This window comes from Pseudomonas psychrophila HA-4, assembly GCF_000282975.1.
Taxonomy (GTDB): domain Bacteria; phylum Pseudomonadota; class Gammaproteobacteria; order Pseudomonadales; family Pseudomonadaceae; genus Aquipseudomonas; species Aquipseudomonas psychrophila_A.
Map to the genome: position 1 here is coordinate 93,427 of NZ_ALJC01000107.1, position 11,611 is coordinate 105,037.

The 11,611-nt window shown below is 56.3% G+C and carries 14 protein-coding genes; 2 read left to right on the forward strand and 12 right to left on the reverse strand.

Annotated features, from left to right (window positions below; translation table 11 throughout):
- Positions 1 to 45: 45 nt before the first annotated feature.
- From B347_RS0117660 to B347_RS0117710, 11 genes are all read right to left on the reverse strand, one after another.
- Entirely contained in the window at positions 46 to 810 is a 765-nt protein-coding gene (locus B347_RS0117660) for an ABC transporter ATP-binding protein (RefSeq protein WP_019411022.1), read from the reverse strand.
- Positions 811 to 817: 7 nt separating this feature from the next.
- Positions 818 to 1,939, reverse strand: coding sequence for a succinylglutamate desuccinylase/aspartoacylase family protein (locus B347_RS0117665; protein WP_019411023.1), 1,122 nt, complete (start codon positions 1,937 to 1,939; stop codon positions 818 to 820).
- Between the two features lie 9 nt (positions 1,940 to 1,948).
- Entirely contained in the window at positions 1,949 to 2,659 is a 711-nt protein-coding gene (locus B347_RS0117670) for an ABC transporter permease (RefSeq protein WP_019411024.1), read from the reverse strand.
- On the reverse strand, positions 2,656 to 3,384 hold the full coding sequence (locus tag B347_RS0117675; RefSeq protein WP_026014264.1) for an ABC transporter permease: 729 nt from the start codon (positions 3,382 to 3,384) through the stop codon (positions 2,656 to 2,658). The genes B347_RS0117670 and B347_RS0117675 overlap by 4 nt, the downstream gene beginning before the upstream one ends.
- Positions 3,385 to 3,441: 57 nt before the next feature.
- On the reverse strand, positions 3,442 to 4,224 hold the full coding sequence (locus B347_RS0117680; RefSeq protein WP_019411026.1) for a transporter substrate-binding domain-containing protein: 783 nt from the start codon (positions 4,222 to 4,224) through the stop codon (positions 3,442 to 3,444).
- A gap of 325 nt (positions 4,225 to 4,549) precedes the next feature.
- Positions 4,550 to 7,012, reverse strand: a complete 2,463-nt coding sequence (locus tag B347_RS0117685) for a penicillin acylase family protein (protein WP_019411027.1) — start codon at positions 7,010 to 7,012, stop codon at positions 4,550 to 4,552.
- A 196-nt stretch (positions 7,013 to 7,208) separates the two neighbouring features.
- The gene (locus B347_RS0117690) at positions 7,209 to 7,847 is read right to left on the reverse strand and encodes a glutathione binding-like protein (RefSeq protein WP_019411028.1); all 639 of its coding nucleotides are present in this window, start codon (positions 7,845 to 7,847) and stop codon (positions 7,209 to 7,211) included.
- A 167-nt stretch (positions 7,848 to 8,014) separates the two neighbouring features.
- Complete coding sequence (locus tag B347_RS26055; RefSeq protein ID WP_033387926.1) at positions 8,015 to 8,227, reverse strand: SEC-C metal-binding domain-containing protein; 213 nt, start codon at positions 8,225 to 8,227, stop codon at positions 8,015 to 8,017.
- A gap of 7 nt (positions 8,228 to 8,234) precedes the next feature.
- Complete coding sequence (locus B347_RS0117700) at positions 8,235 to 8,720, reverse strand: LEA type 2 family protein (protein WP_019411030.1); 486 nt, start codon at positions 8,718 to 8,720, stop codon at positions 8,235 to 8,237.
- Between the two features lie 20 nt (positions 8,721 to 8,740).
- Positions 8,741 to 9,217: a YchJ family protein gene (locus B347_RS0117705; protein WP_026014265.1), complete on the reverse strand. Its 477-nt coding sequence runs from the start codon at positions 9,215 to 9,217 to the stop codon at positions 8,741 to 8,743.
- Positions 9,218 to 9,221: 4 nt separating this feature from the next.
- Positions 9,222 to 9,719 (reverse strand): DUF6231 family protein, encoded by a 498-nt coding sequence (locus B347_RS0117710; RefSeq protein WP_019411032.1) that lies wholly within the window; start codon positions 9,717 to 9,719, stop codon positions 9,222 to 9,224.
- 304 nt (positions 9,720 to 10,023) lie between these two features.
- Here B347_RS0117710 and B347_RS0117720 point away from each other — a divergent pair, with 304 nt between their 5' ends.
- Positions 10,024 to 10,302 carry a DUF1145 domain-containing protein gene (locus B347_RS0117720; RefSeq protein WP_019411034.1) on the forward strand — a complete coding sequence of 93 codons (279 nt, stop codon included), beginning with the start codon at positions 10,024 to 10,026 and terminating at the stop codon, positions 10,300 to 10,302.
- A complete protein-coding gene (locus tag B347_RS0117725) occupies positions 10,295 to 11,053 on the forward strand; it encodes a hypothetical protein (RefSeq protein WP_019411035.1) in 759 nt (252 codons plus the stop codon). The genes B347_RS0117720 and B347_RS0117725 overlap by 8 nt, the downstream gene beginning before the upstream one ends.
- Before the next feature lie 53 nt (positions 11,054 to 11,106).
- On the opposite strand, the gene B347_RS0117730 is transcribed toward B347_RS0117725, so the two are convergent.
- Complete coding sequence (locus tag B347_RS0117730) at positions 11,107 to 11,571, reverse strand: CopD family protein (protein WP_019411036.1); 465 nt, start codon at positions 11,569 to 11,571, stop codon at positions 11,107 to 11,109.
- Positions 11,572 to 11,611: the final 40 nt, after the last annotated feature.

Below are 11,611 nucleotides of genomic sequence, written 5' to 3' on the forward strand. Positions count from 1 at the left end.
CCCCACTTTGTAGGAGCTTGCTCCTACGGGGTGGTGTACAGGTGTCTACTTCAAATTCCCACTCAAAAACTGGCGCAAGCGCTCGCTTTTAGGGTTGTCGAGTACGTCGCTGGGGACGCCTTGTTCTTCTATCAGGCCTTGGTGCAGAAACACCACCTGACTCGCGACCTTGCGTGCGAAGTTCATCTCATGGGTGACCATGATCATGGTGCGACCTTCCTCAGCCAAACCCTGGATCACCTTCAATACTTCGCCCACAAGCTCGGGGTCTAGTGCCGAGGTGGGCTCATCGAAGAGCATCACTTCAGGTTCCATTGCCAGTGCCCTTGCAATGGCGACGCGCTGCTGTTGTCCACCCGACAAAAAAGCGGGGTACTGATCGGCTACCCGCTGAGGTAAGCCGACTTTGTCTAGGTAGCGTCTAGCACGCTCCTCAGCGTCGTTTTTACTGACTCCCAACACCCGGCGGGGTGCCAAGGTGATGTTCTCCAGCACGGTCATGTGGCTCCACAGGTTGAAATGTTGAAACACCATTGCCAGTCGCGTGCGTAGGCGTTGTAACTCAGCATCGTCAGCCACCCGCATGCCGTTCTTATCGCTGATCATGCGAATCAATTGGCCATCAAGGGTCATTGCGCCATCGTTAGGCGTTTCCAGAAAATTGATGCAGCGCAAAAAAGTGCTTTTGCCCGAGCCGCTTGCGCCAATCAGGCAAATCACGTCCCCGGTCTTCGCCTTGAGCGACACACCCTTGAGCACTTCATTGTCGCCATAGCTCTTGTGCAGACCGTCGACACTGAGTTTGTACATGCAGACCTCAAGCAGAAAGAAGGTAGCCGCTGCGGTAGGCTTCACGGCCTGCCACATGCGCAATTACCATGCCGGCAGTTGCCATTCGCCGTACTGATCGGGCGTAGAGCAGGCCTGCATGGGAACAGTAAACCGGGACCAAGCGATCGTTGATGGGGTCAATGATGTCGGCCACCAATTGGCCTGCTTCGAGGTAATCTCCGGGTTTAGCGTGAAATACCAGTACCCCGCCCGCTGGCGAAGTGACCGGCTCGACCCCGGCCAATGGGGTGGCCGGGTAAGGCAGGTCAGGCAACGGTTTGGCTTCGCCTTCAATAGCACCAAAACTGATCAGGTAATCGATCAGCGCCTGACAGTCCTGTTGGGCGAGCGCATGGCTGACATCGCCTTGGCCGCGTAACTCAACGGTCACCGAGAAACTGCCCTGCGGGATAGCAAAGCAATGCTCGAAGCGTTGTTGCAACGTCCACCACAGCAGGGTGAAGCACTCATCGAACGACTGGCCGCCTGAGTCGGTTGCCAGCAGGTTGGCCTGAGCCTCAAGGTAGCGCGCCAGTGGTTCAACCTGTGACCAAGCCTGGGGCGTGGTGTAAAGATGGGCCACCGCTTCAAAGTCACAGTGCAAGTCCAACACTACATCGGCATCGCACGCCAGTGTTTGCAGGGTCAGGCGCTGGGATTGCAGTTGCGTTGTCGGCACTTGTGCGTCCAACGCCTTGCGCAGGTGCTGGCGGATGATTTGCAGGTTATGGGCCGGGTCGTTGTTGAGCAGTCCTTCAACGTCATCGCCGATCTGGGTGCTTAGGTCCAGAAAGTTGCGGTTGAAATTTTGCCCGCTTTCTAGCTCATAGCGACCCAGTGGGATGTCCATCACCACTTGTTCCAGGCCCACCGGATTGGCCACCGGGACCAGCACAATTTCGCTGTGCAAGCGGCCTGCGCTTTCCAGTTCGGCCAAGCGCTTTTTCAGGTGCCAAGCCACCAGCATGCCGGGCAGTTCATCGGCGTGCAGCGAAGCTTGAATATAAACCTTGCCCTGTGGCTTGGCAGGGCCGTAATGAAAGCTGTGAATCTGCCGCTCGGTGCCGGGAACAGGTGCCAGCAAGGGATGGATTTGATGTCGCTGCATGTGAATGTCCTAGTGAGCAGGGCCGAGAAAGGCCAACCAGCGGCGCTCCGCCAGTCGAAATAAACCGACCAAAATAAAGGTGACGCACAAATAGATGATGGCCGCGATGCCAAACGACTGGAACGTCAAGAACGTCGCAGAGTTTGCGTCCCGGGCGACTTTAAGCACATCAGGGATGGTTGCGGTGAAGGCTACGGTGGTCGAGTGCAGCATCAGAATCACCTCATTGCTGTAAAACGGCAATGAGCGGCGTAAGGCCGAAGGCATGATGACGTAGGCATAGAGTTTCCAGCCACTCAGACCATACGCTTTGGCTGCTTCAATTTCGCCGTGGGCCATGCTGCGAATGGCGCCGGCAAAAATTTCTGTGGTGTAGGCGCAGGTATTCAGGGCAAAGGCCAGAATCGTGCAGTTCATCGCGTCCCGAAAGAACGCATTCAGCTCTGGTTGGGCGCGAACGGCAGCGATGCTGTAGATCCCGGTGTAACAAATCAGTAGTTGTATATAGAGCGGTGTGCCGCGAAACAGGTAGGTGTAGAACTGCACCGGCCAGCGAACCCTGCGTTTGGATGAAACCCTGGCGATTGACAGCGGAATGGACACTAAAAAACCGATAACCAGCGAGGCGCTCAACAGCCACAGCGTCATGGCCAGGCCAGTAATATGCTGGCCATCGCTGTACAGAAAAGGCCGCCAATATTCCTGCAACAGTTCAATCATCGTACGGCCTCCCGTGAACCTGCGGCATAACGGCGTTCTAGCCGACGCAGGACGAAATTCGACGCGCTGGTGATCGCCAGATAGATAAGTGCCGCAATCACTAGAAAGTAAAACAGCTGATAAGTGCTTTTGCCCGCATCTTGAGCGGCTTTGACCAAGTCGGCCAGGCCAATGATCGATACCAGCGCCGTGGCTTTGAGCATCACCATCCAGTTATTGCCGATGCCCGGAAGGGCAAAGCGCATCATTTGCGGGAACACCACAAAGCGGAATCGTTGCCAGCGTTTCAGGCCATAAGCGGTCGCGGCTTCGACCTGGCCACGCGGTACCGAGAGGATCGCACCGCGGAACGTCTCGGTGAAATAGGCGCCGTAGATAAACCCTAGCGTGATCACCCCGGCGCTAAACGGGTTGATTTCGATGTAATCCCACTCCATGGCATCGGTGAAGCTGGTCAGCCAGGTTTGCAGGCTATAAAAAATCAGCAGCATCAGCACCAGGTCGGGTACGCCCCGAATCAGTGTGGTGTAGAGCTTGGCCGGGAGGCGTAGCAGTTTTAGGCGGGAGAGTTTGGCGCTGGCGCCCAGCAGCCCGAGCAACACGCTCACGGCCAGCGACAGCACCGATAATTTGAGGGTCATCCATGTGCCTTGCAGCAGTAAGGGGCCGAATCCCTGCAAGCTGAAGGCTGAAAGCCCAAGGTTCTGTACGAGATTTTCAAGCATGACAATCGAACCCATGGCATTCGAAAAGGCACCCACCCTGGCGTGGGTGCCGGGGCGTTATTTGCCGCTGAACAGATTCAGGTCGCCGAAGTTCTTTTTCTGGATTTTGGCGTAGGTACCATCAGCGTGTAACGCTTTGATACCTTTGTTGAGTAGGGCTTGCAGCTCGCTGTTACCCTTTTTGATACCCACGGCTGTTTTGGACGGAAGTAGAGGATCATCAATAGCTTCGCTGACTTCGTAATCAGCGCCCTGCGGCGATTTCAAAAAGCCCAGTTCGGCTTGCAGCATGTCCTGGACCGAGGCGTCGAGGCGGCCTGAAGTCAGGTCGGCATACACTTGATCCTGGTTGGCGTAGGCCTTTGTGGTCACCCCCGCTTTGTCCAGCACCGCCTTGGCGTAGGCTTCCTGGATGGTGCCTTGCTCATAGCCGACGGTTTTGCCTTTGAGCGAGGCGGTGTCTGCGCTCAAGCCCGAGCCTTTTTTGTACACCAGAGACGTTGGGCCGGAGAACAGCTCACTAGAGAAGTCGATGACTTTCTCGCGGGCTGGAGTGACGGTCATGGATGAGATGACGCCGTCGAATTTATTGGCTTTGAGGCCGGGAATCATGCCGTCAAAGTCGGATTCGACCCATTTGCACTTCACTTTCAGTTCGGCGCAGATGGCATTGCCCAAGTCGATATCAAAACCCACTAGGCTGCCGTCAGCCGCTTTGGACTCAAACGGGGCGTAGGACGGGTCTACCCCGAAACGCAGTTCTTTGTACTCTTTGGCTAAAACAGAACCCGCAGCCATGCATAAAGTCAGTGCAGAAAGGGCCAGAAATGCTTTTTTCATTATTCAATCCCTAAAACCAATGAGCGCTTGTGGCGCGTGAGTACGGTTACTGGAGCGCTACGACGACAGAGACGAAGCAATAACCGAACCACAAAGGGTTGAGGGGGAATTTAGAGCAGAGAAACGAGTAAAAAACGGAGGATGTGCGCTACAAAAGAGCGTTGAAAAAAGTGCGACCCAAAACAGTGCGTTGCGCAATGATGACCCTGTGGGTGCGGGCTTGCTCGCGATGCAGGCAACTTGGTGCGTTTGTGACACCTTGTCGATCCAATCGCGAGCAAGCCCGCTCCCACGAAGACGTGCCCGAGCAAGTCTTAACGCGTGCCTACTTACCCGGCATCAGGGTGAGGCGCGTCTTGCCGTAGACGCTGTCGAAGTTCTGCGGCTGCATCGGGAAGCTGATGTATTGGCCCTTGAGCCATGGGTCGATCCCGTCAGTGTAATGGGGGCTGGCTGGGTTGCTGGATTGCCCGGTGCTGTTTTGGCCCATCATCGGTTCGCTTTGCCCAAAGTCGACGATCATGCGCATTGCTGGAATCAATGTCGTTTCAAAGCTGTTGCTACCGGTGTTGTATGCCGCAATGTTGAGCGTGGTGTGATCACCGCCCGCCGCGACAGGTCCGCGAACAGGTTGGCCATTTGCGTTGCGCCACAGGTAGTAATGCAGCTTGCCCCATTGCCATGCCCGGTGATCGATGCCCAATTGGGTGTCACCTGCACTGATAGCGCCAGCCAGGCTGCGGGCCAGGATGGTCGGTTTATCTTCTTTTTGCGGGGTGCGAATGTCGTCCCAAAACGGGCTGTCTTCCCGGCCCAGCAAGTGATCGCTGACGGCCGAATACGACAGGTTGCTGTTGGCGATGAACGCCTTCCAACTGGCGCTGGACTCAGGGCCTAGTTCGTCAAGGAAGATTTGTCGGGTGCTTTCTTGCAAAAACAGCTCATACAGCGCTGCGTCGGCCGAGGTCGGGCTGAGTTTGCCGTCAAAAGCCATTAGGCGGGTCAGGGCTTCACGGGCTTTGACCTGATCCGCCGCAGGCAATGCTGCGATCGCCTGTTTCAGTGGTTGCGCCATGCCGGGTGCGTTAAACATGGTTTTTAACTTGGCTGCAAACAGTGTGGTCTGGTCGTACTGCATTGCGATCATGCTGCGCGCATCTTGCTTGCCGCTGCCCGCCAACTGCGCGAGACGCTCGCTGCGCTCTGGCGATAACCACGAATTGGACAACTGCATGCCGTAGCCATATGCCGCGGTACGTTGGTTGGCCGTGCCAAGCCACCCTTGCGCTGGGTCTTGGTCGTACGGGTGCAGCATGGCGTCGGCGTAACCGTCCCAGTCGTAGCGTCTGTCCCAGCCCGGTGATGGGAACAGACCCAGGCCTTCACGGCGGTTTGGGTACAGCCCGGTGACTTGCCAGCCGATATGGCTGGCGTCGGCATACAGAAGGTTCAGAGCAATCGCACGAATTTCGCGGCTGGCGTCTGAGGCGCTTTCGCTGTTTTGCGCTCGCGACAAGTCGAAAAACGCATCAAGGGTTTTATCGCCCTTAAAGTCCGGGGTTTGCAGGGCCAGCCCCAAGCTGCTGTCTAGGGCATTGGCAGTGCCGACGGCACTGTTCAGCAGCGGACCATGGCGTGTTTCGTAAATGACTTCGCGAATCGGACGTTGGCCTTTGACGAAGAATGTTTCGTTGCGCACCGTAGCGGGCAGCCATTTGCCATCGGCCAAATAATACAAGCTGTTGCCCTGACGCTTGAGCTTCTCGATGAACACATCCTGGTTGTCACCCATGGCCATGCTCATGCCCCACGCTACCTTGCCGTTGAACCCGGCAAACAGCGTCGGCAAGCCTGCGATAGACGCGCCAGCGGCCTGGTACTTAGGGGCGCGGATTTGTACGTAGTTCCAGGCCGAGGGAACACCGATCGGCTGATGAATGTCGTTGGCCAGCAGGCTTTTGCCGCTGCGACTGCGTTGTGGGCCTACTGCCCAGTCGCTTGAAGCCGTGACGCCCGGCAGATTGAGTTGGCTTATGCGTTCAAGTGCTTGGGTTACGCCGCTCAAGCTGGGTAACTGGCTGGCCAGGTTCAGGCCGTTGAGTTTGTCGGCTTCACTCGTGGGCAATTGCTCATTGGGGTACGTCGGCGTCAGCCATGGGAGTTTGCTGGCGCCGACTTTTTGCGCCAGCACCAGTGAATTGAGTTCTTCTTGAAGATTGACCGAGGTCGAGAAGTTCAACAGGCTGAAAATCAGCGCGCAATCTTCAGGTTTCCAATATTCAGCCCGGTAGCCCGCCTGCGCGAGGTCGGCAGGGAGTTTGTCGCGATAGCGGAACAGATAAGCGTTGACGCCTCGGGCATAGACTTCAAAGAACTTTTTAAGGCGTGGCGATGAGCTTTTATACAGTTCGTCTGCGTTCTTCTTAAGGTTGATGCTGCGCATCAGGCGGTCGCTGTCTAACGCGTCACTGCCGTCCAGTTCTGCCAAACGGCCTTGGGCCAGCAAGCGCAGGCGCACCATTTGGCTGATGCGGTCACTGGCGTGCACGTAGCCCAGTGTGAACAGCGCATCGTGAAAGCTGCTGCTTTCGATGAGCGGGATGCCCTGGCTGTTGCGGCGAACCGAGACGTTCTGCGCCAGGCCTTTCAGAGGTTGCATACCCGAGGTTGGGACCAGGCTTTCGCTGGCGGGAGTGTTTAGCTGGCAACCGGACACGCCCAGCAGGCTAACCATTGCCGCGGCAACGCCGAACCGAGGTAAAAAATGAGTAAGGGCTGGCGAGGCCATGGCAAAGCTCCTGCGGGGGTAGTGTCATCGAAAGGCGCTACGTTAGTGAGGCCGATGACACTGCGCAAGCGCTATCAACAACAAGCCCCGTAGTCGCTGCCGAAGGCTGCGAAGGGTTGCGGAGCAACCCGTTTTCTCAACGCCCCACAACCTTCATCGCAGCCTGCGGCAGTGGCTACACATTTCGGCGACGGGGTTAGCTCGGCGGATTGATCTTATCCACCAGCGCGTACGCACGCATCGTCGCCGGTCGAGCCTTGATTCGCTCGAACCACACCTTCAGCGACGGGAAATCATCTAGATTCTGGCCTTGGAGTTCGTGTGACACGATCCACGGATAAATCCCTATGTCAGCAATGCTGTATTCATCGCCCGCGACAAACTGACGGCCTTCCAGTTGCTTGTTCAACACACCATAGAGACGAGCTGTTTCGTCGGTGTAGCGTTTTAGCGCGTAAGGGATTTTCTCGGGTAGGCGCTTGAAATGATGATTTTGCCCGGCCATTGGCCCTAGGCCGCCCATTTGCCAGAACAGCCATTGCAGGGCTACTTGGCGCCCACGCAGGTCTGTCGGCAGTAACTGGCCGATTTTTTCTGCGAGGTACAACAAGATTGCGCCCGACTCAAACAGCGACAAAGGCTCGCCACCGTCGACTGGTGCGTGATCGACGATCGCAGGAATGCGGTTATTCGGGGCGATCTTCAGGAAGGCGGGTTCGAACTGTTCGTTTTTGCCGATATTCACCGGATGAACGGTGTAAGGCAGGCCGGCCTCTTCAAGGAATAGCGAGATTTTGTGGCCGTTGGGAGTGGTCCAGTAATAAAGATCAATCATGAAGAGCTCCGCAAGTGAAGAGTCACACAGTCTTAACGGTTAACCACAGGCTGCCAGTTTTACGCCTAATGCCTCCTCAGTTGAAAGCGCTTGCTCAGTCAGACGCCAAAAATACAAACGCCGCACGTGCTGAGGCAGGTGCGGCGTGTGCAGGGCGGTCTAAAGAATCAGGCGCCGTGGCACTTCTTGAATTTTTTGCTGCTGCCACACGGGCAAGGGTCGTTGCGGCCAATGCCTTTCAGTTCATTGCGCACGGGCTCTTGAGGGGCGTGGCCGCAGTTTGGGCCGTGCACGTGGCCGTGATCGTGATCGTGGTCATGCGTGTGATGGTCATGATCGTGGTTACAGTCTGGGCCATGAACGTGGGGTTGTTGGGTCATTACTTAATCACTCTGGAATAAAATCGCCGGGCATTATCTCGCCTTTACGCACCACGTGCACGTCGGAACCGAAGAACAGCCCCGTCTCTAGCGTGCCATCCAGTAGATAAGGGACAGGCTGGTCAGGGGACTCAAGCAGTTTGATCAACGGACGCACCTGCGGCCACAAGTTGGTGCGCACGGGCACGACGAATACCTTATGGCTGTTTGGCTCTACGCTGAACCACTTTTCGTACTCACCTTCAGTCAGTTTTATCGTACCCACGTAAAGCGAGTAGCTGAGGCCACGCACCGTGAGGGTTGAGTCATTCGGGTTGTCCACTCGAAAGTGTAGCTTGAAGTGTTGCTCCAAGAGTTTGGCCTTGACCAGTTCGACCTTAACCAAATGCAGATCCGGGTTTTTGTCGGCGGATTCAAACCATGATGCGCAACCGGACAACGCCAGAATCATCACAAGGGCGATTGTTTTTGTTATTCGAGCCCGATAATCCATTGCCTGCTCCCTTTTTCGCTCTAACTGCCCAGATAACTCGCACAGCATTTTTTGAATTTCAGCCCACTGTTACAGGGGCAGGCATCGTTGCGCCCGACCTTGAGTGGCACTGTTGGATCAATGAAGTACCAACGTCCCGCACTCTGTACAAAAGAAGAGCGTTCGCGGTGACTGTGTTCACCTTCGGTGTCATGCCAACGTGCAGTAAAGGTCACAAAAGCATGTTCTGGTTGGCCACCGAACACTTCGCTGCTTTCAACTGTCAGGCCCAACCAGGTGCTTTGTGCGCTCCAGTGGGCAATGGATTGGCGGTCGAGTCCGGCCTGTTGCGCGGGCAGAGTGGTATCGACCAGATAGTCAATCCGGCCCAGTACGTAGGCGCAGTAGCGTGAACGCATCAATGTTTCGGCACTCGGTGCCGGATGCCCTGCGTGATAATGCCCGCAGCAGGCGTCTTGCAAATTGCCGCTACCACAGGGGCAAATGGATGTACTCATCGGCTTACCACCAATACTTGCCAAAGTTTTCCGGATTTGCCCAAAACCTAGCATTCAGCCAGTCAGGCACTTGTTTGTACTCGCGCAAGTCGTATGTGAATAGGGTCAGTACCTGTTCATCGCGTTGAAAGCGTTCATTACTTTGTAGCGCAAGTGCGAAAAAGTCGGTGTCTTTCCAGTCGCAGACAGCCAGATCGGCCAACACCGCGATGCGGCTGGCGTTCAGGTTGCGAATCCCGCCAAGCAGTTCCAGGCCCGTGCGCTTGGGCAAATGCTCTAGGCAATCGACCACCAGTGCGAGGTCGAAACGCTGTGCTGCTAGCTCCGGCGGCAACGCGCCGGGCGCTGCATGGGCCACCAAGACCTGCGGATGAGCGTTTTGAAACGCTTGCAGGGCGGGGAACTGGCTGGCGCCGACCACCAGCAGGCGCTGTGGCGCATAAAGATCAAGCAGCGCCGCCAGGGCTTGCTGAGGTGTGCGTGTTGAAATGCCAGACGTCATTGTTAGTCCTCAATCAGAGCGTTCAAGACTAGCCTGCTGCGGGCTTGCAGCCTAGTGCATGCTGGCTCATAGCTAAATCGCAGTCTTTAGTTTCATTCGGCAAAACTGACCGTTACTGATGAAGACAAGCGCAATGTGATTGCCGCACGCCTAAAAAAGACGCTTACAACGTGGGTGTTAAGGTTCGTTCTCTGGCTGGTCAAATGGCTCAGCTCGCGGCGAAATTTTTTTTAGTGGCCTCTGGCGTGGGGCTCCTGCTAGCCGTTAATGTGCGCTCAAAGAAAAACATAGAAAGGGCGGTTGTATGAAGGTGCTTTGGGGGCTGGGGAAGGTTCTGACGTTATTGTTCTGGGTGGCTGTTGTGATCAATGTATTCAAGCCAATGAGCAACCCATTCGATTTACTGATTAATCTGGCAGGGAGTCTGTTGTTTTTGACCCATTTGCTTGAGCTGTTGTTGTTCAATAGCAGCCTTAAAGGGCGCCCTCATCCTTGGCGTGACCGCCTGTACATCCTTTTACTAGGAATTCTGCACGTTCAAACCTTCCCTAAATCTCCCGAACAAGGCAACAGCCATGCGTAAGTTATGTTTACTGGCTGCCTTATGCAGCCCATTCGCACAGGCCGAGGTAGTGCAGGTCGAAGCCAACTCGATGATGCGCCTGCCCGCTAATGTGGCTGTATTGAAGCTGGAAAAGCTCGACGTGGCGGACTACGGCACGCTGTTGATTCCGGCGGGTGTCAGCCAGATCAACATTGACCAGCTGCATTTGGGGCATGAGTCGCGCATCGTTATTGTGCCCGCTGAACGCGGAATCGAATTGCACGTGGCGCGAGCCGAACTCGGCGAAGGCAGCCAAATCAGTGCACGCGGCGCTTCGGGGACGTTTGAAAAGCCGGCACGGCCCGCACGAGACTTGAACCTGCGGATCGAATCGTTGCAAGCACCGCAACTGTTCATTGATGCCCGTGGCGGCACCGGTGCGCCGGGCTTTACTGGGCTTGATGGCGGTAACGGCGATGAACCGGGTTGCACGTGGGGAGCTGCAGGTCCGGGGGCCAATGGTGATGACGGCGGCAATGGTCATCAGGGCGCGGCGGGTGCTCAGGTGCGTGTCGAACTGCCTCGTGATTTCCCGGACGAGCAGATCAAGGTGCTGGTCGAGGGTGGTTCTGGGGGCAAGCCAGGTCAGGCGGGACGCCCGGGTGCTGGAGGTAAATCCAAAGGCTGTATTGTTTATCGCACAGACGGTGGTAAATCGGGACGCCCAGGTCAGGCCGGGCAACCGGGTGAAGCGGGCAGTGCAGGTGCAGTGACCATTCAGCGCTTGTAATCCATCACACCTGACGCCGCTGCCGCAGGCGGCGACAGGCGCGTGCTGATGTCTTAAAACATCGGCCGGGCGCCAGCAATCGCCACGACCGCGAGGCCTATCACCAGATTGCACCCGACGAGGCGTCGAATCCGTTGCATTACCGCAGCCCCTGCGGCCCATTCCTGCGTCTCAACGGCCTTGCGCAACTCGGGCAGTTGCAGTGATTGAATGCGGATAAACAGCGCGACCATCACGATGTACAGCCCCATCATGATCTGCACATAGCGCGGGGCCGTCTCGAATCCGCTAAAGCGCATTTGCAGCAGGCCGACACCGCTTATCGGCAAAATCACCACCGCCACCCACACCCAGACAAAAAAACGTTGAAACACTTCTACCCACAACGTTAACCGCGCAGGGCCTTCAAGGGCCGTCATAGCGGCGGGGCGCAGGATCATCCAAGCGAAAAACATCCCGCCTACCCAGATCAGGGCGGCCAGTAAATGCAGGCTGTAAGCAACGGCAAAGGCGGTCATCGAGGTACTCCGTTCGGCGCAGAATCAATTAGCGGGGTAT